Source organism: Pseudomonas sp. PvP001 (genome assembly GCF_040546375.1).
GTDB classification, from domain to species: Bacteria; Pseudomonadota; Gammaproteobacteria; order Pseudomonadales; family Pseudomonadaceae; genus Aquipseudomonas; species Aquipseudomonas coleopterorum.
The window spans coordinates 833,986-860,162 of sequence record NZ_JBEPNQ010000001.1; the positions used below are offsets into that span (position 1 = coordinate 833,986).

Annotated in this window: 20 protein-coding genes and 2 tRNA genes; 10 read left to right on the forward strand and 12 right to left on the reverse strand. The window is 64.5% G+C overall.

Annotated elements, in window-relative coordinates:
* Positions 1-24: 24 nt before the first annotated feature.
* A tRNA-Asp gene (locus tag ABMD26_RS03815) sits at positions 25-101 on the reverse strand.
* A 19-nt stretch (positions 102-120) separates the two neighbouring features.
* Positions 121-196 (reverse strand) — tRNA-Val (locus ABMD26_RS03820).
* Between the two features lie 161 nt (positions 197-357).
* Here ABMD26_RS03820 and rdgC point away from each other — a divergent pair.
* From rdgC to sugE, 3 genes are all read left to right on the forward strand, one after another.
* A complete protein-coding gene (gene rdgC / locus ABMD26_RS03825) occupies positions 358-1,278 on the forward strand; it encodes a recombination-associated protein RdgC (protein WP_049859046.1) in 921 nt (306 codons plus the stop codon).
* Between the two features lie 221 nt (positions 1,279-1,499).
* The gene (locus ABMD26_RS03830) at positions 1,500-2,456 is read left to right on the forward strand and encodes a bile acid:sodium symporter family protein (protein WP_354308062.1); all 957 of its coding nucleotides are present in this window, start codon (positions 1,500-1,502) and stop codon (positions 2,454-2,456) included.
* Positions 2,457-2,572: 116 nt separating this feature from the next.
* Positions 2,573-2,887 carry a quaternary ammonium compound efflux SMR transporter SugE gene (gene sugE / locus ABMD26_RS03835; protein WP_049859044.1) on the forward strand — a complete coding sequence of 105 codons (315 nt, stop codon included), beginning with the start codon at positions 2,573-2,575 and terminating at the stop codon, positions 2,885-2,887.
* Between the two features lie 226 nt (positions 2,888-3,113).
* On the opposite strand, the gene pepN is transcribed toward sugE, so the two are convergent.
* From pepN to ABMD26_RS03855, 4 genes are all read right to left on the reverse strand, one after another.
* Positions 3,114-5,771: an aminopeptidase N gene (pepN, locus tag ABMD26_RS03840; RefSeq protein ID WP_354308067.1), complete on the reverse strand. Its 2,658-nt coding sequence runs from the start codon at positions 5,769-5,771 to the stop codon at positions 3,114-3,116.
* Positions 5,772-5,783: 12 nt separating this feature from the next.
* Positions 5,784-6,614, reverse strand: coding sequence for a DUF2797 domain-containing protein (locus ABMD26_RS03845; protein ID WP_090362085.1), 831 nt, complete (start codon positions 6,612-6,614; stop codon positions 5,784-5,786).
* Between the two features lie 26 nt (positions 6,615-6,640).
* Positions 6,641-6,901 carry a YeaC family protein gene (locus tag ABMD26_RS03850; RefSeq protein WP_043187898.1) on the reverse strand — a complete coding sequence of 87 codons (261 nt, stop codon included), beginning with the start codon at positions 6,899-6,901 and terminating at the stop codon, positions 6,641-6,643.
* 72 nt (positions 6,902-6,973) lie between these two features.
* Entirely contained in the window at positions 6,974-7,897 is a 924-nt protein-coding gene (locus ABMD26_RS03855) for a LysR family transcriptional regulator (protein ID WP_122741792.1), read from the reverse strand.
* A gap of 108 nt (positions 7,898-8,005) precedes the next feature.
* Between ABMD26_RS03855 and ABMD26_RS03860 the strand changes: the two genes are divergently transcribed.
* Entirely contained in the window at positions 8,006-9,208 is a 1,203-nt protein-coding gene (locus tag ABMD26_RS03860; RefSeq protein WP_056843147.1) for an MFS transporter, read from the forward strand.
* Positions 9,209-9,488: 280 nt separating this feature from the next.
* Positions 9,489-10,415, forward strand: coding sequence for a DNA-3-methyladenine glycosylase family protein (locus ABMD26_RS03865; RefSeq protein ID WP_134721417.1), 927 nt, complete (start codon positions 9,489-9,491; stop codon positions 10,413-10,415).
* 40 nt (positions 10,416-10,455) lie between these two features.
* Here ABMD26_RS03865 and ABMD26_RS03870 read toward each other — a convergent pair whose 3' ends face one another.
* The 3 genes from ABMD26_RS03870 to ABMD26_RS03880 all read right to left on the reverse strand — a co-directional run bounded on the left by ABMD26_RS03870 (position 10,456) and on the right by ABMD26_RS03880 (position 14,609).
* Positions 10,456-12,162, reverse strand: a complete 1,707-nt coding sequence (locus tag ABMD26_RS03870; protein ID WP_354308080.1) for an amidase — start codon at positions 12,160-12,162, stop codon at positions 10,456-10,458.
* A 17-nt stretch (positions 12,163-12,179) separates the two neighbouring features.
* A complete protein-coding gene (locus tag ABMD26_RS03875; protein WP_122741788.1) occupies positions 12,180-12,560 on the reverse strand; it encodes a RidA family protein in 381 nt (126 codons plus the stop codon).
* Between the two features lie 78 nt (positions 12,561-12,638).
* A complete protein-coding gene (locus tag ABMD26_RS03880; protein ID WP_122741787.1) occupies positions 12,639-14,609 on the reverse strand; it encodes a BCCT family transporter in 1,971 nt (656 codons plus the stop codon).
* Positions 14,610-14,853: 244 nt separating this feature from the next.
* Here ABMD26_RS03880 and ABMD26_RS03885 point away from each other — a divergent pair, with 244 nt between their 5' ends.
* The gene (locus tag ABMD26_RS03885) at positions 14,854-15,627 is read left to right on the forward strand and encodes a CHAD domain-containing protein (protein WP_354308087.1); all 774 of its coding nucleotides are present in this window, start codon (positions 14,854-14,856) and stop codon (positions 15,625-15,627) included.
* A 33-nt stretch (positions 15,628-15,660) separates the two neighbouring features.
* On the opposite strand, the gene ABMD26_RS03890 is transcribed toward ABMD26_RS03885, so the two are convergent.
* Positions 15,661-16,806 (reverse strand): methyl-accepting chemotaxis protein, encoded by a 1,146-nt coding sequence (locus ABMD26_RS03890; RefSeq protein ID WP_376787083.1) that lies wholly within the window; start codon positions 16,804-16,806, stop codon positions 15,661-15,663.
* A 727-nt stretch (positions 16,807-17,533) separates the two neighbouring features.
* Between ABMD26_RS03890 and ABMD26_RS03895 the strand changes: the two genes are divergently transcribed.
* Positions 17,534-17,962 carry a DUF2231 domain-containing protein gene (locus ABMD26_RS03895; RefSeq protein ID WP_049859035.1) on the forward strand — a complete coding sequence of 143 codons (429 nt, stop codon included), beginning with the start codon at positions 17,534-17,536 and terminating at the stop codon, positions 17,960-17,962.
* Complete coding sequence (locus tag ABMD26_RS03900) at positions 17,959-19,251, forward strand: PQQ-dependent sugar dehydrogenase (RefSeq protein ID WP_049859034.1); 1,293 nt, start codon at positions 17,959-17,961, stop codon at positions 19,249-19,251. Before ABMD26_RS03895 ends, ABMD26_RS03900 begins: the two co-directional genes overlap by 4 nt.
* A gap of 87 nt (positions 19,252-19,338) precedes the next feature.
* Here the strand turns inward: ABMD26_RS03900 and ABMD26_RS03905 are convergent, their stop codons facing one another.
* On the reverse strand, positions 19,339-20,535 hold the full coding sequence (locus ABMD26_RS03905) for an aminotransferase class V-fold PLP-dependent enzyme (RefSeq protein ID WP_354308097.1): 1,197 nt from the start codon (positions 20,533-20,535) through the stop codon (positions 19,339-19,341).
* 163 nt (positions 20,536-20,698) lie between these two features.
* Between ABMD26_RS03905 and ABMD26_RS03910 the strand changes: the two genes are divergently transcribed.
* On the forward strand, positions 20,699-21,880 hold the full coding sequence (locus ABMD26_RS03910; protein ID WP_354308101.1) for an MFS transporter: 1,182 nt from the start codon (positions 20,699-20,701) through the stop codon (positions 21,878-21,880).
* 12 nt (positions 21,881-21,892) lie between these two features.
* Here the strand turns inward: ABMD26_RS03910 and ABMD26_RS03915 are convergent, their stop codons facing one another.
* Positions 21,893-23,581, reverse strand: coding sequence for a Na/Pi cotransporter family protein (locus ABMD26_RS03915; RefSeq protein WP_354308105.1), 1,689 nt, complete (start codon positions 23,579-23,581; stop codon positions 21,893-21,895).
* 356 nt (positions 23,582-23,937) lie between these two features.
* On the opposite strand from ABMD26_RS03915, the gene ABMD26_RS03920 reads away from it, so the two are divergent.
* On the forward strand, positions 23,938-26,118 hold the full coding sequence (locus tag ABMD26_RS03920; protein WP_354308108.1) for a TonB-dependent siderophore receptor: 2,181 nt from the start codon (positions 23,938-23,940) through the stop codon (positions 26,116-26,118).
* Positions 26,119-26,177: the final 59 nt, after the last annotated feature.

A 26,177-nucleotide genomic window follows, 5' to 3' on the forward strand; every position in this document is an offset into this window, starting at 1 on the left:
TCAAGGGCTCTGAAGCGGAATTAATGGCGCAGCGGACGGGACTCGAACCCGCGACCCCCGGCGTGACAGGCCGGTATTCTAACCGACTGAACTACCGCTGCGCGTAACACTGAGAGAGATTGGTGGGTGATGACGGGATCGAACCGCCGACCCTCTGCTTGTAAGGCAGATGCTCTCCCGGCTGAGCTAATCACCCTTTGTCTCTCGGTGTGGCGCGCATTCTACGGAGCGACCCAAACTCTGGCAAGCACTTTTTCAAAAAAATTTTCGAGCGCTTCCAAACACTTAGCACAGGGATGGCGTCAGCTCCGCACACGGAGAATAATGCCCCCCTAATGTTGAGGAGTGCTTCACCCCATGTGGTTCAAAAACCTGCTTGTCTACCGTCTTACCCAGGATATCCCTTTCGACGCCGAGGCTTTGGAAACCGCACTGGCCAGCAAACCGGCACGCCCCTGCGCCAGCCAGGAACTGACCACCTACGGTTTCGTCGCGCCGTTCGGCAAGGGTGAGGATGCGCCGTTCGTTCATGTCAGCCAGGACTTCATGCTGATCGCCGCACGCAAGGAAGAGCGCATCCTGCCGGGTAGCGTGGTGCGCGACGCGGTCAAGGAAAAGGTCGAGGAGATCGAGGCCGAGCAGATGCGCAAGGTCTACAAGAAGGAACGCGACCAGATCAAGGACGAGATCATCCAAGCCTTCCTGCCCCGCGCCTTCATCCGCCGCTCGTCGACCTTCGCCGCCATCGCGCCCAAGCAAGGGTTGATCCTGGTCAACTCGGCCAGCCCCAAGCGCGCCGAAGACCTGCTGTCGACCCTGCGCGAAGTGATCGGTACCCTGCCGGTGCGTCCGCTGACCGTGAAGATCGCGCCGACCGCGACCATGACCGAGTGGGTCAAGACCCAGAAAGCCGCCGACGACTTCTATGTGCTGGATGAATGCGAGCTGCGCGATACCCATGAAGACGGCGGCATCGTGCGCTGCAAGCGTCAGGACCTGACCAGCGAGGAAATCCAGCTGCACCTGAGCACTGGCAAGCAGGTCACCCAGCTGTCGTTGGCCTGGCAGGACAAGTTGTCGTTCGTGCTGGACGACAAGATGGTGGTCAAGCGTCTGAAGTTCGAGGAACTGCTGCAGGACCAGGCCGAGGAAGACGGCGGCGAGGAAGCGTTGGGGCAGTTGGATGCCAGCTTCACCCTGATGATGCTGACCTTTGGCGAATTCCTGCCGGCCTTGTTCGAGGCCTTGGGTGGCGAAGAGTTGCCGCAGGGGATTTGATCGGTTACACCTGTTTTGCATTTCTTTCGTGGGAGTGGTGTAGGGTCGCGAACCGGGGTTTGCGGTGTATCAGGTATACCGCGGTGCGGCTTTCGCGGGCAGAGCCCGCTCCCACAAGCGGGGCTGCATGCAACAGGGTTTTGGCACAGGGGTCTCCCACAGGGTTCGTTGGGATCCTGTGGATGTCGACATGATCAATCTATATAAGAAGGAACTACCCCATGCGCGCGCTCGCCGCTTTGAGTCGCTTTGTCGGCAATACCTTTGCCTATTGGGTGTTGTTGTTCGCCGTCCTGGCGTTTGTGGCGCCTGAATGGTTCATCGGTCTCAAGCCGTTGATCGTGCCGCTGTTGGGCCTGGTCATGTTCGGCATGGGCCTGACCCTCAAGCTCGACGATTTTGCCGAGGTCGGTCGTCATCCATGGCGCGTGGCCCTGGGTGTGGTGGCGCATTTCGTGATCATGCCGGGGGTCGCCTGGCTGCTGTGTCAGGCGTTTCACCTGCCGCCGGAAATCGCCGTCGGGGTGATTCTGGTCGGCTGCTGCCCGAGCGGCACCTCTTCCAATGTGATGACCTGGCTTGCCAAGGGCGACCTGGCCCTGTCGGTGGCGATTGCAGCGGTGACCACCCTGCTCGCTCCATTGCTCACCCCGGCGCTGATCTGGCTGCTGGCTTCGGCATGGTTGCCGGTCTCGTTCATGGAGATGTTCTGGTCGATCCTGCAACTGGTGATGCTGCCGATCGTGCTTGGCGTGCTCGCGCAGAAACTGCTGGGCGCACGGGTACAGGTGGCCGTCGATGTGCTGCCGCTGGTGTCGGTGGTCAGCATCGTGCTGATTGTCTGCGCCGTGGTCGCGGCCAGCCAGGCACGCATCGCCGAGTCGGGATTGCTGATCATGGCGGTGGTGATTCTGCACAACAGCTTCGGCTTTGTGCTGGGTTACTTCACCGGCAAGGTGTTCAAGTTGCCACTGGCGCAGCGCAAGTCGCTGGCACTGGAAGTGGGCATGCAGAACTCGGGCCTGGGCGCTGCGCTGGCCAGCGCGCACTTCTCGCCGCTGGCAGCGGTGCCCAGCGCGTTGTTCAGTGTCTGGCACAACATTTCCGGGGCGTTGCTCTCGACCTATTTCCGCCGCATGGAAGGGACCGAGCCCGGTGGATTGAAGACCGACCCTTGATCCGCTGCACTTGATCCATCGCCCAAGGATGGGCAACATAGTGTTCGGCGCCGGGACGACCCGGCGCTCTCTTTCCTGCAAACGGGGACGACCCCATCTTCGATGAGGGTTTTTCCATGTCCTGGTTTCTGTTGTTTCTCGCCGGTCTTTTCGAAGTGTGCTGGGCCATTGGCCTCAAGTACACCGATGGCTTCAGCCGTCCCCTTCCCACTGTGTTGACCGTGGCCGCCATGGCGGCAAGCTTGGGCCTGCTCGGCCTGGCCATGCGCGAGCTGCCGCTGGGCACGGCCTATGCGATCTGGACCGGTGTCGGTGCGGTGGGTACGGTGATCGCCGGAATCGTGCTGTTTGGCGAGTCGATGGCGTTGATGCGGATGATCAGTGTGGGTCTGATCATCCTGGGACTGGTGGGTTTGAAGGTCAGCACCTGACCCTGTAGCAGCGGCGCGAGCTGCGTTGGAAGTCGCCGAGGCCTCTTCGCGGGCAGAGCCCGCTCCCACAGGATCTGCTTCCACAGGATCTGCTTCCACAGGGCCTGCTATTACAAAGCCCCCCACAAGGTCCTCCCCCACCATGAATGCATGTACACCGCTTCATTGTGGGAGCGGGGCGGGCGGCGAGCCCTCTGCCCGCGAAGAGGCCCTACGGATCAACCCATCAAGCCAGGCTTTTGCTGACCACTTCGTAGACGTCGCTGGACAGCGGGCCTGAGGCCAGGATTCGCTCCAGCTCGGCTTTCATCAAGGCCTGACGCTTGCCGTCGTACTTTCTCCAGCGGGTCAGCGGCGACAGCTGGCGCGAGGCGATCTGCGGGTTGAGGGCGTTGAGTTCGATCACCAGATCGGCGAGGAAACGGTAGCCCGAGCCATCGGCGGCGTGGAAGTTGATCAGATTCTGGCCAGCGAACGCGCCGATCAGCGCACGCACCTTGTTCGGGTTCTTCAGGGTGAACGCAGGGTGCTGCATCAGCGCCTTGACCCGCGCCAGCCCGCCCGGCAAACCACTGGCCGCCTGGACGCTGAACCATTGGTCCATGACCAGCGGGTTGTCCTTGAAGTGCTCGGCGAACGCTTGCAACGCGCGGGCCTTTTCCGCTTCGAACGGCGAGTTGACCAATACCGCCAATGCCGTCAGGCGTTCGGTCATGTTGTCGCAGGCATCGTATTGTTCGAGGGTAGCGGCCAGTACTTCCGGGCGCTCACTGAGCATCAGGTACGACAACGCGATGTTCTGCAGCGCACGGCGGGCGAAATGTTCCTTCTCGGCCACGTACGCCGTGCTCCGGGACACCTCGCGGTTGGCCTGATAGCGCGCCCACAACCCATCGAACAGGCCATCGGCCAACTGCTTGCGGGCGAACTCGCGGGCCGCGTGGATCGCATCGACGTCGGCGACCTCGCTGATTTCGGCCAGGTACGCCTCGCTGGGCAGCGAGAGCATCTCGGCCACCATCGCCGCGTCCAGATCGGTGTTGTCCAGCACGCTGGCCAGGGCCGTCAACAGACGCGAATCCATCGCCAGCGACTCGCCGCGCTGGTACTGGCCGATCATTTCCTGCAGCACCTGCACAGACAGTTGCTGGCCCGCATCCCAACGGTTGAAGCCGTCAGTGTCGTGCTGCATGAGGAACATCAGCTGGTCACGGCTGTAGGGGAAGCTCAGCTTGACCGGCGCGCTGAAGCCGCGCAGCAGCGACGGCAGCGGTTGCTCGGCGATGTCGACGAAGGTGAAGGTCTGCTCGGCATCGGTCACCGCCAATACCCGGCTGGTGCCGACCGCCGTGGCTTCGTCGGCCAGACGCAGGGGCAGCTCCTGACCGCTGGCGCCGAGCAGGCCCAGCGCAACCGGGATCACGAACGGCAGCTTCTCGACCTTGTCCGGGGTTGCTGGACAGCTCTGGCGCAGGGTCAGGCTGTAGGTGTGGGCCTGGGCATCGAAATGCTCGCTGACCTGCAGGCGCGGCGTGCCGGCCTGGCTGTACCAGCGCTTGAACTGGCTCAGCTCGACACCGTTGGCGTCTTCCATGGCGCGGATGAAATCATCGCAGGTCACGGCTTGGCCGTCATGACGCTCGAAGTACAGGTCGCTGCCCTTGCGGAAGCCTTCGGCGCCCAGCAGGGTGTGCAGCATGCCGACCACTTCCGAGCCCTTTTCGTACACGGTCAGGGTGTAGAAGTTGGAGATCTCGATGAAGCTGTCCGGGCGCACGGCGTGGGCCATGGGGCCTGCATCTTCGGCGAACTGGTGGGTGCGCAGGTAGGCGACGTCCTGGATGCGCTTGACCGTCGGCGAATGCATGTCGGCGCTGAAGCCTGCATCGCGGTAGACGGTGAAGCCTTCCTTGAGCGACAGCTGGAACCAGTCGCGGCAGGTCACGCGGTTGCCCGACCAGTTGTGGAAATACTCGTGGGCGACGATCGCCTCGACGCGCTGGTGGGCGGCATCGGTGGCGGTTTCGGCGCGAGCCAGCACGGCGCTGGAGTTGAAGATGTTCAGGCCCTTGTTTTCCATGGCGCCCATGTTGAAGTCGTTGACCGCGACGATCATGAAGATGTCCAGGTCGTACTCGCGGCCGTAGGCCTCTTCGTCCCAACGCATGGATTTCTTCAGGCTAGTCATGGCGTGGGCGCACTTGTCGATGTTTTCCGGCTCGACATAGATGCGCAGCGCCACATCGCGACCGCTCATAGTGGTGAAGCTGTCTTCGACGCACCACAGGTCGCCCGCCACCAGGGCGAACAGGTAGGCCGGTTTCTTGAACGGGTCTTCCCAGGTCGCCCAATGCCGTCCGTCTTCCTGGGGGCCGTTGCCGACCGGATTGCCGTTGGAGAGCAGGATCGGGTACTGCTGCTGGTCGGCGATCAACGTGGTGGTGAAGCGGCTCATCACGTCGGGGCGGTCGAGGTAATAGGTGATCTTGCGAAAGCCTTCGGCTTCGCACTGGGTGCAGAACATGCCGGTGGACTTGTACAGGCCCTCCAGCGCGGTGTTGGTTTCGGGGTGAATGCGCACGCTGGTGTCGACGGTGAAGGCATCGCTGCGCGGTTGCAGGGTCAGACTGTCCGCCGCCAACTGGTACTGATCGGCCGTCAGGTCGGTGTCGTCGAGCTTGACGCCGAGCAGCTCCATCAACTCGCCGTCGAGCACCAGCGGCGGCAGGCCGGCCCCGCGTTCCGGGTTGCGGCGCATGACCAGTTGCGCATGGACCAGGCTGTGATCGTCGAACAACTCGAAGGTCAGGTGGGTCTCGTCGATCAGATAATCGGGCCCCTGATAGTCTTTCAGGTAGATCATTTTCGGTTGTTCGGTACGCATGCCAAAACCCTTCTACTGATGCACGGCCAGTTGGTAAGCCGTGTATTTGCGAATATTGATGACGCCGGAATCGAATATCAGGTATTGACCCTTGATGCCCAGCAACGTGCCTTCGGCGACGGGGTTCTTGTCCAGGTTGAAGCTGGCGATCTTGCTTGGGTAAGTGTGCACCGGATAGCGGATCTCGATCGGCTCGACATCGTTCAGTGCCTGGATCGCCTGCAGACCGAAGCGGTCCTGGAGCATATGAATGCCGGCCGCGCAGCTGTCGAACAGCTGTTCGCGGATCGCCACCAGATCCACCGCCGGGGCGTCGCCCTTGAGCAGCGCGCGCCAGTTGGTGCGGTCCGCCACCTGGGAGCGGAACAGGTCTTCGACCAGGCCCGACTGCTGTCGGGTCGCCACGCGCATGATCGGCAGCGCCTGGCTGGCGCCCTGGTCGAGCCAGCGGGTGGGCAGCTGGCTGGCCCGGGTGATACCGACCTTCACCCCCGAAGAGTTGGCCAGATAGACCACATGATCGGTCATGCAGAACTGCTCGCCCCAAGCCGGATCGCGGCAGGTGCCGGCGTCGTAGTGGCATTTTTCCGGGGCCATGATGCACACGTCGCACTGCGCCAGCTTGGTCATGCACGGGTAGCAGTAGCCCTGGCTGAAACTGGTCTTGGTCTTGCGACCGCAATTGACGCAGTGGATGGCGCCGAGAAATTCCAGGCGTATGCGGGTGCCGATCAGGGGGTTGGCGGCTATCTGGGTTTCGCCCAGACGCAGCTGGTATTGCACCACCGGCGCTTCGAGGCGCGCGGACATCTTGCTGGCCGAACCACGGCCAAGCTCTTGCAGGGTGTCTTGCGTGAAGAGATCGCTGGTCAATGGATCGAGTCCGACTTGAACAGGATGTTCTCGATCGGCGCGGACTTCGAGGCGCATTCCTGCGGGCCCATGTAGCCGGTGCGCTGGTCTTCGGGCAGGTTCTTCGCTTCCCAGGCGATGATCGCCTGCAGGGTCAGTTCCTTTTGCTCGGCGGTCAGCTTGCGGCCGTCGGACCATTTGCCGATCTCGACCGCCAGCTTCAGGCTTTCGTAGATATCAGGGGTGATGTTTTCGATCATGTGGGCGAATGACGACATGCGGAAGCCTCCAATGGATGCTGGCATTTTAAACGCTGTGCCGGGTGCGTAAAGGGAAATCCCGGCGGCCCTTCACCCAACCGTGCCTGCCGGGGTCAGCCGGGCGGTGAGGAACTCCAGCAGGGCATGCACCTTGGGCAGGCTTTCGCGGCTTTTCAGCCACACCAGGTTCATCGCCAGGCCATCGGTGGCCAGGGGCGCCAAGACCTCGACCAGGGCGCCGCTGTCCAGATGGCGCTGTACCAGCCAGGTCGGCAGTTGGGCGATGCCCTGCCCGGCCAGCACCGCCATGACCTGCCCTTCGCCATCGCCGACCGCCACGTGGGGATGAATGATCCGCCGCTCCATGTCGCCGGCCTGGCGGCCCTTGAAGTACCAGGGATAGACCGAGCCATCGGTCTGCCCGTAGCCGACGCAGCGGTGCTGTTCCAGCTCACGCTCGCCCTGGGGCGTGCCGTGTTCGCGCAGGTAGGCGGGTGCGGCGCAGAACACCAGGCGCTGGCGACCGAAGAAGCGCCGCCCGACGTTGCTCGGCCAGGCATCCGAACCGCCGATGCGCACGACGATGTCGATGCCTTCCTGAGCGGGGTCGACGAAACGGTCCGAGAAGGATATGTGCGGCTGCAGCCGGGGGTGCTGGGCGGCGAACTCGAGGATCAGCGGCAGCACGTGCAGCCGACCGTAAGACGCCGGCAGGTCGATGCGCAGCCGACCATGGGGCTCATGCTGTTCGGCGCTCATCGCCAGCTCGACTTCTTCCAGGTCGGCGAGCACGCCGGTGCAGGTGCGGTAGAAGGTCTGCCCCGCTTCGGTCAACGCCAGCCGCCGTGTGGTGCGCTGGAACAGCCGCACGCCGAGCCGCGCTTCCAGGCGCGCCACGCCTTTGCTGACCGCCGAGTTGCTGAGGTTCAGGCGTTCGGCGGCGGCGGTGAAACTGCCCAGGTCCGCGACGCTGACGAAGACATCGATACCCTTGAGGCGCTCCGAAGAAAACATAGCCGCTCCGATTGGTGAATTCAGTTCAATTCACAAGGTACCAGATGACCGGAATATGCCGGAGATTCTTCAATAGACTATTGCAAAATCCTTCCGGAGTTAAGTTCGATGCCTTCTTCCCCTATCGCCGGAGCCGTGCCCTCGGCTTCGGTCAACACCGCCTCGGGCATACAGATCCTGATCATGGCCGTGGCGGCGTTCATTATCGTGACCACGGAGTTTCTCATCGTCGGTCTGCTACCGAGCCTGGCGCGCGACCTGGACATTTCCATTGCCCTGGCAGGCCAGGTGGTGACCCTGTTCGCCTTTACCGTGATGCTGTTCGGGCCTTACCTGACGGCGAGGCTGGCGCACGTCGAGCGCAAGAAGCTGTTCACCCTGATTTTGCTGGTCTTCGCTGCGTCCAACGTGTTGGCGGCAGTGTCCACCAATATCTGGGTACTGGCCATCGCGCGCTTCATCCCGGCCCTGGCGCTGCCAGTGTTCTGGGGCACCGCCAGTGAAACCGCAGGGCAACTGGCTGCGCCGGGGCAATCGGGCAAGGCGGTAGCCAAGGTCTATCTGGGCATTTCCGCAGCCCTGGTGTTCGGCGTGCCGCTGGGCACCGTGGCCGCCGACCTGATCGGCTGGCGCGGCAGCTTCTGGGTACTGGCCGGGGTATCGTTGCTGATCGGCGTGCTGATGCACCTGGTGATGCCGAAGTTGCCAGGCTCGCCGGTCGCTGCGGCCGGCGAGAAGCAGACGGCGATCTTGCGTCAGCCGCGCTTTCTGGCCCATGTGCTGCTGTCGGTGCTTACCTTTACCGCCATGTTTACGGCTTACACCTATCTGGCGGATATCCTGGAACGCCTGGGCGGTGTGCCAGCGGGTCAGGTGGGCTGGTGGCTGATGGGCTTCGGTGCGGTGGGCATGCTGGGTAACCACCTGGGCGGCAGCATGGTGGACAAGCGTCCGCTGGGCGCCATGGTGGTGTTCCTGGTGGTGCTGGGTGCGGGCATGACGGCGGCCGTGGCGTTCGCCGAGCAGCGTGCCTGGTTGATCGCTGCGCTGATCGCCTGGGGCATCGCGTACACCGCGCTGTTTCCGATCTGCCAGGTGCGGGTCATGCAGGCCGGTGCCAAGGCTCAGGCCCTGGCGGCTTCGCTGAACATTTCGGCGGCCAATGCGGGTATCGGTCTGGGCGCCATTCTCGGTGGCCTGGGCATCCGTCAGTTCGGCCTGGACTCCCTGGGCCTGCTGGCCACCGGCATGGCAGTCCTGGCGTTGATCGTGGCACTGCTGATGATCAAGCGCCCGGCCACCGCCAAGTAAGTACACCCTGTAGCAGCGGTGCAAACCGCGTCCGGCGTTGACGCGGTCTTCCAGATACACCGCGTGCACCACAGGAACACCCCGATCCCCTGTAGCAGCGGTGCAAGCCGCGTCCGACCTTGACGTGGTTTTCCAGGCGCACCGCGTGGACCGCCGACGCGGCTCGCGCCGCTGCTACAGGAACACCTCGATCCCCTGTAGCAGCGGCGCGAGCCGCGTTGGCGGTGGATGCAGCAAAGTGAGGGGATGCATGGTCTGAACCCGCAAGGAGTTTTTTGCCATGCCCTCACGCCATACCGACATCGAATTGTTCTATAAGCCGCCCTTCGACTGGCAGCGTCTGCTCAGGTTTTACGGCGGTCGCTCCAGTGCGTTGGTCGAGACGGTCATCGACGGTGTGTATCTACGCACCGTCGAATGGCAGGGCGACGAAGGCTTGCTCAGTGTCCGGCAGGACGCGAGCCGTAACTGCCTGATCGCGCGAGTCGATGGGCCGGCCAGCGTTCACCTGCCTGCCCTGGTGCCGCGTCTGCAGCGAATGTTCGATCTGGATCTGGACCCGCAGCAGCTGCATGCCGCACTCGACGGCGACCCCTGGCTGGGCCGTCTGCTGCTGCAGACGCCGGGCTTGCGCGTGCCAGGGACCTGGTCGACCTTCGAGCTCATCGTGCGAACCATCGTCGGCCAGCAGGTCAGCGTCAAGGCGGCGACAACCATTGCCGGGCGCCTGGCCGAGCGCGCCGGGCGGGCCGTGGCGCATCCCCAACACGCACAGGTGGCGTGGCAATTTCCGACCCCGGCCGCCCTGGCCGACGTCAATCTCGAGCGGATCGGCATGCCCAGCAAGCGGGTGGCGGCGTTGCAGAACTTTGCGGCGGTGGTGGCCAACGATCAACTGCAGATCGAAGCCTTTGTCGATGAACACACCCGTGCCGACCTGACACCCCTGCGCAAGGGCCTGCTGGCGCTGCCGGGGATCGGCCCGTGGACGGTCGAATACGTGGCCATGCGGGCCTGGCGCGACCGCGACGCCTGGCCAGGCAGCGACCTGGTGATCATGCAGGAGATCACCCGCGAGCATCCGGAGCTGCTGAAACTGGGGCACCAACGGTTGCGCAGCGAGGACTGGCGGCCGTGGCGCGCCTACGCCGTCATGTACATCTGGAACGAGCTCATGGACCGCACCGACGGCCAGCGCGGTGGCTGAAAGCGTGGGCGCCACAGACGCCACGTTTTCAGCCAGACGCTCAGCGCTGCAGCGGTGGCGTGCGCGGCGGGATCACCCGGCGCTGACCGGTGGCCTCGAAGGCCGCGGCCAAGCGCAGCAGTTGGGTGTCGTCGTAGGCACGGCCAGCAAAGGTCAGCCCCACCGGCATGCCGATGTCGGCCATCAAGCCCATCGGCACGGTCACAGTCGGCACGCCCAGGTGACGGATTGCCAGATTGCCGTTGGCCACCCAAACGCCATTGCTCCAGGCGATGTCCGCTGCTGCCGGATCGACATCAGCCTTGGCCGGAGCCACGTCGGCGACGGTGGGAAACACCACTGCATCCAGCTTCAGGGCCTGCATCCAGTCTTCCAGGTCGATCTTGCGGGTGTGCTCCAACGCGCGCAGACCGTCGGCCAGGGTGTCGATCTGGTCCCAGGGCGTAATGCCACGCTGCGCCATCTTCACGTATTCGTCCATGCCGGCGGCCAGGTCGCCCTCGCGGTTGGGCAGCGTGCCGGGGTCATGGGGGAAGATCAGCGGGCCGTCGACATCCACCAGCCGATTCAGGGCTGGATCGCCGTTGGCGCGCAGAAAGTCGTCGAAGGCCCAGGCGGTCAGGTCCCACAACTCATGATGCAGGAACGCCGGGTCGACGATGCCGCGATTGAACACGGTCGGCGCACCCGGTCGATCGCCTTCGCAGTTGGAGACCAGCGGGAAGTCCACTTCGACCACCTCGGCACCTGCCGCTTCGAGAGCGCGGCGGGCCTGCTGCCAGAGGTCGATCACCGAAGCACGGGTGTGAATGCGCTGCCCGGTCGGGCCGCCTATGCCCGGCTGCTCGGCCGTGCCGGCCAGCGGGTCGGCATTGATGTACATGCGCGGCACTCCGAAACGCTTGCCCGCCAGCGCCGCAGGGGACCCGGCCAGTTGCACATAGGACGCCGGGCGCACACTGGCCACCTTGGGTATCGGCACCCAGGGTTGCAGACGCCACAGGTCGCCACGGGTGTCGGGGTCGTCGGCGACCACCACATCGAGGATTTCCAGCAGATCGGCCATGGTCCGCGCAAAGGGCACGACCACGTCCATGGTCGGCGTCAGCGGCCAGTTGCCGCGCACCGAGATGATCCCGCGCGAGGGCGTATAGGCACACAGGCCGTTGTTGGACGCCGGGCCGCGTCCGCTCGACCAGGTTTCTTCGGCCAGGCCGAACGCGGCGAAGCTGGCTGCGGTCGCCGTGCCAGCACCATTGGACGAGCCGGAAGCAAAGGGCGCGGTGAGGAACTTGGCGTTGTACGGGCTTTCGGCACGGCCGTAGACGCCGCGCTGCATGCCGCCGTTGGCCATGGGCGGCATGTTGGTCTTGCCCAGGCAGATCGCTCCGGCAGCGCGCAGGCGCTCGACGGTGAACGCGTCGCGCTGGGCGACCAGCCCGGCAAAGGCCGGACTGCCGGAAGCCGCGGTCAGGCCCTTGACCAGGTAGCTGTCCTTGGCCGTGTAGGGAATGCCATCGAGCGGGCCCAGGGTCTGGCCGCTCGCGCGCCGTGCATCGGCCGCCTCGGCTTCGGCCAGGGCCGAGGGATTGGGCACCACCACGGCGTTCAGCGCGGTGGCCGTGTCGGCGCCGTCATAGGCCGCGATGCGTTCCAGGTAGGCCCGGACCAGTTCGACCGCCGTGGTCTGCCCGCTCTCCAGAGCCGCGCGCAGTTGGGCGATGGAAACCTCGGTGACTTCGATCATGCTGCTCTCCTGCACGATCAGCCCTTGGCGGCCATGGCGGTGACTTCGACACGCATGCCGGGGGCGGCCAGCGCAGTGATACCTACGGCGGCACGCACCGGCCAGGGCTTGGCGAAGAAGCGCTGGTAGACCTCGTTGAAGGCCGGGCGGTCAGCCATGTCGGTCAGGTAGATGGTCAGGTGCAGGACGCGATCCAGCGAGCTGCCCGCCGCTTCCAGCGCCACTTTGAGCGCCTGCAGCGTGCATTCGCTCTGGGCGGTGATGCTGCCCAGTTCCAGGCTGCCGTCGGCATGGGTCGGAATCTGGGTGGTCACCAGCAGGCCGCCGAAGCCTGCGACGTCCGAGGAAATCGACTCCGGGTCAGGGTCCGGCACAAAGGTGATGTCTGAATGGGCCATGGGAATCTCCTGAGGTCAATGATGGGCAATGGCGGGCATGTTACAGCCCAGCCATTGCAAATTGAAACGCCAGAGGGCTCAGCCCACCAGGTGCAGGAAGTGCATGTGCCGCTCGTAGTGATCGAGGATGTCGCCGATCACCTCGTCGCGCGACCAGCCCATGACATCGTGGTCCTGGCCACCCTCGCGCAGGTGCACTTCAGCGCGGAAATACTTGCGCTCCTCGCCGGTGGGTCCGCTCATGACGAAGCTTGGGGTGGCGTAGGCATGGGGCCGGATTTCATAGATGAAGGCATCGTCGGTCGGGCCGACACTCAGGCGCACACCGCCCTCCTCGCCGTCTTCCACCGTGCAATCGTAACCCTGCAGGCGCCATTCCTCGGCGACGCTGAGGCAGGCCGGACGGGCCACTTCCTCGATGAAGCGCACCACGTGGGCGCGGCGCGGGAACATGGCCAGGGTGCGCAGACGACGCTGCCAGTTACCGCCAGCCCGTGGCGTGCTTGGGGAAATGGCCAGGGCCTGATGGCGCAGACCGCGCTTGGTGGCGTCCAGCTTGAGCGCCTTGAGCAGGCCGCGCATGCTCAGCAACAGCGCCAGGGTGAACGGCAGCGCACTGGCGATGGTCGCCGTTTGCAACGCCTTGAGGCCGTCGGCCAGCAATAGCGCGATGGCCACCAGGCCCATGCTCGAGGCCCAGAAGATGCGCTGGCGCACCGGGGTGTTTTCCGAGCCACCGGAGGCGAGCATGTCCACCACCATCGCGCCGGAGTCGGCCGAGGTGACGAAGAACACCACCACCATGATGATCGCCAGGGCGCTGATCACGCCGGAGAACGGAAAGTGCTGGAGAAACGCGAACAGCGCCAGCGAGGTGTCCTTGTCCACGGCCATGCCCAGGTCGGTCATGCCCTGTTCGAGAATCATGTGGATCGCGGTGTTGCCGAACACGGTCATCCACAGCAGGGTGAACGCGGTGGGCACCAGCAGCACCCCGGTGACGAATTCGCGGATGGTACGACCGCGCGAGATGCGCGCGATGAACAGCCCCACGAACGGTGACCAGGCCAGCCACCAGCCCCAGTAGAACAGGGTCCAGCCGCCGATCCAGTCGGTGGGCTGGTAGGCGTTGAGGTTGAGGGTGCGGCTGACGATCTCGCTGAGGTAGCCACCGGTGTTCTGCACGAACGTCTGCAGGATCAACACGGTGGGGCCGAGGATCATGACCATCGCCATGAGCAGGACGGCCAGGCCCAGGTTGAGCTCGGACAGCCGACGGATGCCCTTGTCCAGCCCGGACACCACCGACAGCGTGGCCAACGCGGTGGTGCCGATGATCAGGGCGATCTGGATCGGGATCGATACCGGAATGCCGAACAGCGCGTTGAGACCGGTGTTGATCTGCGCCACACCAAAGCCCAGCGAAGTGGCCACCCCGAGTACCGTGCCGATGATGGCGAAAATGTCCACGGCATGCCCGATGGGGCCGTAGATGCGCTCGCCGATCAGCGGATAGAGGGCCGAACGCAGGGTCAGCGGCAGGCCGTGGCGAAAGCTGAAATAGGCCAGGATCAAGGCGACGATGGCGTAGATGGCCCAGGCGTGCAGGCCCCAATGGAAGAAGGTGATCCGCATCGCCTCACCCGCGGCGGCAACGGTGTCGCCCTCGCCGTAGGGCGGATTGAGGAAGTGCATGACCGGCTCGGCGACGCCGAAGAACATCAGACCGATGCCCATGCCCGCCGAGAACAGCATGGCAAACCAGGTCATGCTGCTGTAGTCGGGCGTGCTGTGGTCCGGGCCCAGCTTGATGTCACCGTAGCGGCTGACGCCCAGGAACACCACGGTGCCCAGGATCACCGCCACGGCGAGAATGTAGAACCAGCTGACGTTGGTGAAGATCCAATCCTGCACATGGGCGAACAGGGTTTGCGCCTGTTGGGGCATCAGGCTGGCGAACAGCACCAGCAAGAGCAGCAGGATGGCCGATATCCAGAAGACCGGCGGATTGAGTGTCGAGGCCTCGACGGGGTCTGACTTCACAGTCATTGAAAAGCTCCTGATGGGACGGTGCAGCAGTGGGTGTGTGGCTAGCTGTGACCGCACTGCGCGGCTGGGGTTTACCGACACGCTTCGTCCAGTCCGCCTTTGATGGAACGATTATGTGTCTGGATGTATTTGCTCACATATTCGCGCGGCGGGGCCGGCACGATTACCGGTGGCGCTCTGTCTATCAGTGACGCTGCAACCTGTTCTTCGATCATCAACCGCTCGACCATCAACCGGAGGATCCATGGCATTCGTCGACACTTATGTGAAAGAGATCATCGCGCTGGAGGTGGCGCTCTTTCATGCGCGGGCTCGTCTGGAAAGCGCGGCGGATGCCGAAGCACTGCACGACCTGCGTATCGCCGTGCGGCGCATCCGCAGCCTGTTGATCCCGGTGCGTGCGGAACCGGCCATGGGCCCGCTGCTGGCGGCGGCCAAGGCCGTGGGGCAACTCACGACCCCTACCCGCGACCTGGAAGTGATGGCCCAGGAACTGGAGAAACGTGGCATGGACGGTGCCGCCGCCAGCCGCCGGGCACGCCTGGAACTGGAGCACCAACTGATCGCCGAGCATGCCACCCTGCAGGCCTTGTTCACGGCGCTGGACGGATGGCCCGCCGCATTCCGCGCCAGTGAGCCGGGCCAGGATTCCAGACACTTCGAAAAGGGGGTGGTGAAGACCCTGAACAAGCACGTCGACAAGCTGCGCCGCGCGCTCAAGGATGCCCAGTTCGATCGGCACGAGCTGCGCATCCTGGTCAAACGCACGCGCTACCTGACCCAGGCCTTCGCCGACCTTTCTCCGCTGTCATCCAAGGCGGAAAAATCGCTCAAGGCCGTGCAGTCGGCGCTGGGCTCGTGGCATGACCACCATCAATGGTGCCTCAAGGCCAGGGTCGAAGCCGATCTGCAACCGCTGGCGCAGGTCTGGGCCGAAGACTCGGCCGCCCAACTCGAGCGAGCCGAGGCCGAGCTCGACACCCTGGCGCGTCTGCTGCCCAAGCGCAGCAAGCGCTGAGGGCAGCCACGCGGTGGCCGGACGGCGCGCCGGTCACGCCGCCTTGATGCGCGCCGTGACCTGCCCCAGTTCCGTCGACAGTTGATGCAGGTGGCCGCTGGCGCTCTGGGTGCGGTCGACGTTGGCCTGGTTGGTGGTGGCGATGGCGGTGATTTCGACCAGGTTCTGGGCGATGTCGTCGACCACCGCGTTCTGCTCTTCGGCGGCCGTTGCGATCTGCCGGTTCATGTCCCTGATCGCCTCGATCGACTGGGTGATGCGGGTCAGTGTCTGCCCTGCTTCCACCACCTGCTCGACACCCTGATCGCTGCGTTGCTGGCCATTTTCGATGGCTTGCACCGCGTTCACTGCGCCGGTCTGCACCGTGTCGATGATCTGATGGATTTCCAGGGTCGAGGCCGCGGTACGCTGCGCCAGGGTGCGCACCTCGTCGGCGACCACGGCGAAACCGCGACCGGCATCCCCGGCGCGCGCCGCCTCGATGGCGGCGTTGAGCGCCAGCAGGTTGGTCTGGTCGGCGATGCCACGGATCACCTCCAGGACCTTGCCGATCCGCCCGCTGTCGTCGCGCAGCTGACGAATCACGTCGCCGGTCAGGGCGATCTCGCCGCGCATGCGGGTGATGGTATGGATGGTGGCCTGCATGGACTGCTCACCGCTTTGCGCCTCGCGGTCGGCATCGGCGGCGGCGGTGGCCGCGCCGGCGGCATGGCGGGCGACTTCCTGCGCGGTGGCGGACATTTCCTGCATCGCCGTGGCCACCTGATCGGTGCGCTCGAACTGCTCGTTGGTGCCCTGCAGCATCACCGCAGCGATGGTGTTCAACTCGCCGCTGGCCTGGTCCAGATCGGCCGTGCTGCGTTGCAGGCGGGTGAAGGTATCGGCGAGAAAGTCGCGCAGGGTGTTCGCTGCTACGGCGAGATTGCCCAACTCGTCACGCCGCTGGCTGACCACGCGCTCGGCCAGATGGCCCTGGCTCAGGCGCGCCACGTAGTCGATCAGGTCGCGCACCGGCGTGACCAGGTTGCGGTTGACCAGCCACAGGCTCAGGGCGGTGATCAGCAGACCGGACAACAGCATGATGCCGATGCCCCAGACGATCGCCTGGTGGCCCTGCTCGTTGATCAACCGCGACTGCTCATCGGCCAGCCCGCGCAGCTCGGTCACCAGGGCGTTCATCTGCTCGCTGGTGGCACGGTCGACGCCGGCCACGGCGCGGTCGCCGCTGGCGGCTTCGGCCCCGCTGGCCAGGAAGGCTTCGCGACCCTGACGATAGGCCTTGCCCAACGTAGCGTGTTCATCACGCAGGCGCTGGGCGTTCTGGCTGACGCTGGCGGGTACGCCGGGCAATTCGCTCAGGGCCTGCAAGGTGGCCGCCACCGCCCGCTCCTGCTCCTCGAACTGGGCCCAGTACTTGTCCGCGGCCTTGGGGTCCTTGCCACGCAGCAGCACATTCTTCCATTCCTGCACCTGGGTCTTGAACTGAACGTTGGCACGATCGACCAGTTCAGTGGCCCGCAGCGGTCCGGCCACCAGGTGTGTGTAGTCATCCAGGCTTCCTGCGAGGAATTTGAAGCTGCCCAGAGCAATCAGCAGCAGGATGAGCAACCCACCGGCCAGCAAGGCCAGCACCTGGGCGCGCAGAGACGTTTTGAACATGACGAACCTCATGATTGGAAGCCCTTGCGAACGCGTGGGCAATCGCTATATCGGCAGGGCTCGGGCGTTGCTTGAGCGCGCCGGCGACGGGGCGACGTCCGGTGGCGAGTCTCGGGGCGCCCGATAATATTTCGACACGAACGCTTGTGAACTAACGGTTGGCGGCGGCGATCCTCTCTATGCGCAATAAGCGCGTCTGACCCGCCGGTGCATCCGTGCCGATGTTGTCCTTTGATGAGGGATTGTCGTGACCACTACTACCCAACTTGCCTATCGACACAGGCCAGGTCCGCTGCATGCGATCTTCCTGGCCGGTACCGTTCCGCTCTTTCTGGGCGGGCTGCTGAGCGATATCGCCTATTACCAGAGCTACCAGATCCAGTGGAGCAACTTCGCCGCCTGGCTGATCGCCGGTGCCTTGGTGTTCTGTGGCCTGGCGCTGCTGTGCGCCCTCATCAACCTGGTCCGCGCGGAACATAAGGGCGGTCGTCCAGTCGTGTACTTCCTGCTGTTGCTGGTGACGTGGGTACTGGGGCTGGTCAACGCCTTCGAACATGCCAAGGACGCCTGGGCAGTCATGCCTTCGGGGCTGATCCTGTCGGTGATCGTGACGGCACTGGCGCTGATCGCGGCCTGGGTCGGCTTGACCAATCTGCGTTCCGGAGGTGTTCGATGAACTATTCAGGCGCCTTGACGGCCATCAGCGTGGCCTTGCTACTCGCCGGTTGCGGCAGCGAAGCCGACAGCACCCAGGCCCGCGGGCCCGATCCCAAATTGCCGGAAGCGCAGCGCGGCCTGCTGCCGAGCATGAAGATCGCCGAGCCGGTGGCCTGGGGCGACAGCAAACCGACCGTGCCACAGGGCTATACCATCAGCGCGATTGCCACCGACCTGGCGATTCCGCGCCAGACCCTGGTCCTGCCCAACGGTGACATCCTGGTGGCCGAAGGCCGTGGCGGCAGCGCTGCCAAGCTCAAGCCCAAGGACGTGATCGCCAGCTACATCAAGGCCAAGGGCAATACCCAGGTCAAGGGCGGCAACCGCCTGACTCTGCTGCGCGACGCCGACGGCGATGGCACCTACGAGCTGAAGACCGTGTTCGCGGAAAACCTCAACGCGCCCTACGGCCTGGCCTATGCCGACGGCAAGTTGTACGTCGCCAACCAGGATGCCCTGGTGCGCTTCGACTACACCGACGGCCAGACCAAGGCCAGCGCGGCACCGACCAAGCTGGCCGACCTGCCCTCGGCGATCAACCACCACTGGACCAAGTCGCTGGCCATCAGTGACGACGGCCGCTACCTATACGTGGGCATCGGTTCCAACAGCAACGTGACCGAACGTGGCATGGAGGTCGAAATCGACCGCGCCATGGTCTGGCAGATCGATGCCCAGACCGGCGCGCACAAGCCCTATGCAACGGGTATCCGCAACCCGACGGCGCTGACCATCCAGCCGGGCACCGGCCAGCTGTGGGCCGTGGTCAACGAACGTGACGAGCTGGGTCCGGACTTGGTGCCGGATTACCTGAGCTCGGTCCGTGAAGGGCAGTTCTATGGCTGGCCGTACAGCTATTGGGGCCAGAACGTCGACCCCCGTGCGCAGCCACAGAATCCGGAAAAAGTCGCGGCGGCGGTCAAGCCCGATTACAGCCTTGGCTCGCACGTCGCCGCACTGGGTGTGGACTTCTCGATCCCGGCCATGGGCGAGAAGTTTGCCCAGGGCGCCTTCGTTGGCGAGCACGGTAGCTGGAACCGCGACAACCCCGTGGGCTACAAGGTGATCTTCGTGCCGTTCGCCGGCAACAAACCCGCCGGCGAGCCCATCGATTTCGCCACGGGCTTCCGTGGTGACGATGGCAAGACCCGTGGCCGTCCGGTCGGTGTAACGGTCGATCCGCGCGGCGCGCTGATCATCGCCGACGATCTGGCCAACACCATCTGGCGCGTCACGCCCAGCCGTTGAGGCTGGCTTCGGGGCGCCCTGCCCCGAGGTGTTGTCCACCGGCGCGCGTTCAGCGCGCCGGTTGTTTGTTGCCCCCCTGCTTCCCGATCAGCGACTCATCACCGTCAAGGCATCGACCAGGGCGTGCATGTCGGCGGGCGTCGTGTTGATCCCCGGTGTCACCCGAATGCAGGGCCCGCAGGCCGAGCCGTCACGGGCGACGGTGAAGATATCGAACTGGGCGAGGAGCTGGTCGATCTTGCTCTGCTGGTCCTGCACGTCGCGGAAACGGAACGAGGCGATGCAGCAGGACAGGCGCGGGTCTTCGGGCGTGAGCACTTCGATGCCCGGCAGCCTTCGCGCAGGCGCCAGCCACAGGTCACGCAGGTAACGCAGGCGCGCGCCCTTCACTGGCCAGCCGCCCAACGCCTGGTGTTCGGCAAACACCGTGGGCAGGCTCATCAACGCGGGGACGTTGGGGGTGCCGTAGGGGCTCAGGCAGCGAATGTCGTCGGCTGGATAGCTGGGGTTGCCCATGTCCGGCGAGAAATCGGCCAGGCGTTCGCGGCGAACGTGAATGACCCCCAGGCTGAGCGGCGCGCCGATCCATTTCTGCAGGTTGAAGCCCGCCAGCTCGATGCCCAGGTCGTGCAGATCGACCTCCATCTGACCGAGCGAATGGGCGCCGTCCAGAATCACGTCGATGCCGTGGGTACGGGCCTCGGCGGCAATGGCCTTGACCGGCATGACCAGCCCGGTACGGTGGGTGACGTGGGTCAACGCCATGAGCTTGAGCCGCGGATGGGTGGCGAAGGCCTGGCGGTAGGTCTGGAGCAAAGCCTCGTAGCTGGCGGGGTGCTCGTGGACCAGACGTACCAGCTCGACACCGCGGGCCTGCTGCAGCCAGTCGAAGGCACCCTGCACCGAGCCGTAGTCCAGGTCGCTGATCAACACCTGATCGCCCGGCTGCAGACGCGTGTAGTTGCGTATCAGCGAATACAGGGCTTCGGATGCGCTGCGGGCGAAGGCCAGCTCACCTGCGGGCACGCCCATCAGCTCGGCGAGCTGCTGGCGGATGGCGTCGGCCTCATGCTTGTCGAAGTGCTGGCGCACGTGCACCGAGTTGCTGCGGTTGACATGACGGATCGCGTCTTCATAGGCGCTCACCACGCCTTCGCTCATGCGACCGAAATAGCCGCCGTCGAGGTTGATCGGTCCGTCGTCGCGTGGGTAGCGTGCAGCAACGTCCGTCCAGAAGGTTTCATCCATGGCCAATTCGGCGGGGCTTTGCGTTACGCAGGGCATGACAGCACGCTCTTGAGGGGAAGACACCGAGCATCGCTTCGCCGGACGTGGGATGCAAGGGGCAAGGCCGGTCGTCGCCGACATGAACAGAGCGCCCTTGGTTATTTGACCATTCGTTCAACAATCCCTAGGGTAGCCAGCTTCATTTTTGTCCGAGATGCTCATGACCACCCGTTCCAAGCTTCCGCCGACCGTCTACCTGTTGGGGTTGACGATTTTCTCGCTGGTGACCGCCGAGTTCATGGTGGCCGGGATGATGCCGGCGCTGGCCGCTGCGTTTTCCGTGAGCCTGGCCCAGGTCGGCAACCTGATTGCCCTGTATGCGCTGGGCATGGCCCTGGGCGGACCACCGGTCACGGTGCTGTTGCTGTCGCGCGGCATCAGCAACCAGCGCGCGCTGGTCGGGCTGCTGGCGGTGTACGTGCTGGCCGGCGCGCTGGCCGCCGCGGCGCCGACCTATACGGTGCTGGCCGTGGCACGCATCGTCATGGGCGTGTCCAGCGCCGCCTGCATCGGCCTGTGCATGACCCTGTGCGCCGGGCTGGTCAGCCTGCAGGACCGCGGCCGGGCCATTTCGGTGGTGCTGGCCGGGCTGATGCTTTCGCCCGTGGCCGGCGTGCCGGCGACCGCCTGGGTCGAACATCACTATGGCTGGCGGGCCAGTGCCTGGCTGGTGGTGGCGCTGGCCTCGCTGTGCACGGTGCTGGTCGCCACGCGCCTGCCGCGCGCCGAGGCCGGCGACGAGCCGTCGCTGGGCAGCCAGTGGATCAGCCTGAAGAACCGCAGCCTGTGGGGTGCCTACATCACCAGCGGCCTGATCATCGGCGCGACCTTCGCTGCGTTCAGTTATTGCACGCCGATCCTGATCGAGGAAGTCGGCGTGGCTCCCGCCCAGGTGGCGCCGTTGCTGGCGCTGTACGGCGTGGCCAACGTGCTGGGCAACATGGTGGTGGGCCGGATCGCCGATCGGCATACCTTCGCCGCCCTGGGTTGGGGCTTGGCCTTGCTGGTGCTGGCGCTGGGCGGATTCGCCCTCGCCGGTCAGGTGTTCTGGCTGAACCTGGCCTGCTTCCTCACCGTTGGCCTGACCGGGGTCGCGCTGAACCCGGCCATGGTCGCGCGGGTGATGAAGGCCGCCGAGCCCGGCGCGCTGGTCAACACCCTGCACACCTCGGTGATCACCGCCGGGCTGGCCCTGGGCAGTTGGGCCGGTGGTGCGGTGATCGATGCCGGTCTGGGGCTGCGCGCCCCATTGTGGCTGGGCGCCGGAATGGCGCTGCTGGGCCTGCTCAGTCTGCTGCGGCCCTGGTACAACGCCACCGCGCCCGCCGCCGCAGCACGCTGAGACCAACCTAGCCTACAGCGGCTTGGCCAATACGCCGGAGGGGGCATGGTCGGCCGCCGACGCTGGGTCGGTCTGATCCAGTTCTCGTGACACCGAAAGACGTTCCTCGGCGATGCGCTGAACCAGATTCAGCGCACGCTCGGCACTGCCCAGCAACGCCAGGATGGCGCCGCGTTCGTCCCAGCCCAGTTTCTGCTCGGGCTGCAGGCAGCGCTCGCGCAGGCCCAGCAGGTCCCTGGCGTGGGCGTTCGGCAGGTAGGCGCCCTGTGGCCCCTTGCGCACGGCCGGCTCGACGATATCGAGAATAGCGTCGACGATTTTCCGCGCATTGGCGCAGAACACCTGGCGCTCGATGCGGCGGGCGATCTGCGACAGGGTTCGGGTCAGGCTTGCGCTGAAGTCTTCTTCCTCGATGAGGCTGGCGAGCAGATTGGTTTGCCGCGCCGTGACATCGTTCTTGAACATCTGCGCGGTGTAACCGCGAATTTCCTGGCTCAGGGTGTCCAGCGCATGCTCATGTTCCGCGGCGTTCTTCAGCGCCTGGGATTGGCCGCGCGCTGCGTCCAGCAGCAGGCCCATGGCCTGGCTGTAGCGGGTCAGTTCCTGGCTGACGGCGGCCACGCCGGTGTTGACGTTGGCCAGCGCGGCACGGTCGAGATGACGCGGTACGGCATAGTCCTCCGCGTCGCTGCGGCTGGCGCCGATGCGCGAGAGCACGCGCTCGAACACGCCGATGAAGGGAAACATCAACGCCGTGTTGAAGATGTTGAAGCCGATGGAGTAAAGCCCCACCGCCACGGGCACCATCGGGAAGCTTTCCTTGCCATCGACCGTACTGGTACGGGTCACGTCCATGCCGAACAGGCCCATGGTCCCTTGCAGGATGTCCATGGACACAAAGAACAGCGGAAACATCACGGCAACGCCGATGAAGTTGAAGGCGATATGGGCATAGGCCGCGCGCTTGGCGTTCTTCGACAGGTTGAGCGAGGCCAGCCATGAGGTGACGGTGGTGCCCAGGTCGGCGCCCAGGGAGAACGCCACCGCCGTCTGCCAATCCAGAATGCCGGCTGCCCCCAGGCCCATGACGATGCCGATGGTGGCCGACGAGGAATGGATCATGGCAGTGATGCCGGCGGCGGTCAGCACGCAGATCGCCAGGCCGGTGTAGCTGTCGGCGCGCAATCCGGAGATGACCGACATCACTTCCGGCAGGTCGCGCAGGGGCTTGAGCCCGCCGGTCAACAGGTTCAGGCCGTAGAAGATCAACGAGAAACCGATGATGGCAATGGCGAGATGACGGGTCTTTTCGTTCTTGCTGAAGACATAGACCAGGGCGAACAGCCCGGCGAAGATCAGTCCCAGTGGCCCCAGCGGCATGGCGATCAAGCCGTTGCCCAGGGTGGTGCCGATGTTGGCACCCATGATCACGCTGATGGCCGGCCGCAGCCCGACCACGCCGGCGTTGACCAGCCCGACCGTCATGACGGTCATGGCCGTGCTGGATTGCAGCACGCCGGTGATCACGGTTCCGGCGGCCAGGCCCTTGGCGGGCGTGCCGGCCAGCTTGGCCAGCCAGGCGCGCATGCGGTTGGCCGCCAGGTTGTTGATGCCGTCGGACATGAATTCCAGCCCGAGCATGAAAATGCCCAGGCCACCGATGACAGGGACCAGCAGGTCTTTGAAGATATCGATTTCCATGGCGGCTCTTTGCGGTAGGGAGGATGGCCGGCGCGCCCGGGGTGTGATCCTCGAAGCTAGACATGAAATGTGACATATGGGTGACGCGCGGCCGCCATTCCCCCTTGCTGCGACCATCGGTGTAGTGGCCGAGTGCGGGGACGCCGCAAGGAAACCGATCCACCGTATGCACCGTGACGCGGCTCGCGCCGCTGCTACAACGGATCGCGTTCCCCGTGACGAGGAGGGGATGAGGCACTGCATTCGCAGTGACGCGGTTGCAGGACATTTTTACCAGGGTGGACGACGCGCGTAGGAAATTTCTGACACAATAGTGCAAACGATTCGCATTATCTTGTCTAGCCAGGAAGCTTTGCATGTCTCGCATATCCCGTTCGCCGCTCCCCTACCCTCCGCAAAACCTGCTGGCCCTGGCCATCTGCATGGCAACGATTACGCCGGCCCTGGCCGACGACAGCACCGCAAGCCAGCAGCAGGCGGCGCCTGGAGTCATCGAACTGGGTGCCAGCGAGATCACCTCGAACGCATTCCAGCTGGGCAGCTACACCGAGGGTTCCCAGTCCTACACCACCGGCAGCATGGCGACGGCTACCAAACTGCCGCTGAGCCTGCGTGAAACGCCCCAGGCGGTGACCGTGATCACCCGTCAGCGCATGGACGACCAGGCCATGACCAGCATCAACGATGCGGTGCGTGCCACCCCTGGCCTGTTCCTCAGCTATGCCAACGGTCCCGGTCGCCAGGCCTATACGGCACGCGGTTTCGACATCGACAACCTGATGTACGACGGCATCCCCAGCGGCTACTCGGGCGTCACCATCGGCGCCCAGCCCAACCTGGCGATGTTCGATCGGGTCGAGGTCGTGCGTGGTGCGACGGGCCTGGTCACCGGTGCCGGCAACCCCTCGGCGGCCATCAACTTGGTGCGCAAACGCCCGCTCGCCGAGCAGAAGGTCACCCTGACCGGCGCCGCTGGCAGCCACGACGACTACCGTGGCGAAATCGACGCTTCCAGTCCGCTCAATCAGGCGGGCACGCTGCGCGGTCGCGTGGTGGCATCCTACCGCGACGCCAACAGCTTCATCGATGATGTGGAAGAGGATCACGGCCTGTTCTACGCGGTGACTGAAGCGGACCTGAGGGAAGACACCTTGTTGACCGTGGGTTTCTCTCACCAGAAGGACAAGACCAACTATTTCTGGGGTTCGTCGATGATCGGCCAGAACGGCCATCATCTGGACCTGCCCCGCTCGTACAATCCGGGCACCAAATGGGAGAACAAGGACCAGGAAATCAACACCGTGTTCGCTGAAGTGCGCCAGCGCCTGGCCAACGACTGGAAGCTGCAGGTCAACGCCAACTATGCCGAGCAGAACGGCTTGTTCTCGGGCTCTTATCAATCGCGCTGGTTCGAAAATACCCTGGCACGTACCGTGTACCAGTCGGCACACGATGAAAATCAGGCTGGCCTTGATGCCTTCGTCAGCGGGCCGTTCCAGGCGTTCGGACGCACTCACGAACTGGTGGTCGGCGCCAGCAGGCGCATCTACGACATGACCACGCACAACTACGATCCCTACGACACCAACTGGCCGATCAACGCCGGCAAGCCGAACTTCACCCATACCGACAACGACCGCGAAGTCACCACCCAGGATGGCCTGTACATGACCACACGCCTGAGCCTGGCCGACCCGCTGAAGCTGATTCTCGGTGGCCGCCTGGACTGGTACGACTATGACAACCGCGATGGCGAAGGCGACTACAAGGTCACCCGCAATGTCACCCGCTACGCCGGGCTGATCTTTGATCTGGACGACCACCATTCGCTGTATGCCAGCTACAGCGACATCTTTACCCCGCAAAGCGCCCAGGACACCAGCGGCACGCCGGTGCGGCCGATTCAGGGCAAGAACTACGAGATCGGCATCAAGGGCGAGTATTTCGATGGCGCTCTGAATGCCAGCCTGGCGCTGTTCCGGGTCGATCAGGAAAACCGCGCGGTGCAGATCTTCGTCGAGAACTGCCCGCAGCTCAGTTGCTACGAAGCGTCGGGCGAAGTGCGCAGCCAGGGCATCGACTTCGAGCTGCAGGGGGCGCTGACCGAGAACTGGCAGGTGGGCGGTGGCTACACCTACGCGCGGGTGCACACGCTCAAGGACAGCGCCAACCCACAGAACGAAAACCAGCGCTACGACACCGACATTCCCGAGCACCTGTTCAAGGTCACCACCACCTACCGCTTCCAGGGCCCGCTGGAGAAACTGCGCGTGGGCGGTACCCTGTCCTGGCAGAGCCGCCTGTACAACGACGTCGACCTGGCCGATGGCGGCAGCTACCGCCTGGAACAGGGCAGCTATGCCGTCACCGACCTGATGGCCGGCTATCAGGTGAGCCGCAACCTGGACCTGCAGGTCAACGCCAACAACGTGTTCGACCGCAAGTACTACAACGCCATCGCCACCTCGACCAGCTATGGCGGCGACAGCTACGGCAACCCGCGCAACCTGATGCTGACGGCCAAGTACACCTTCTGATCGGCAGCCGCGAGCGGGTCGATGGGCCGTACTGGTATCATCGACCCACTTCTCCCCTG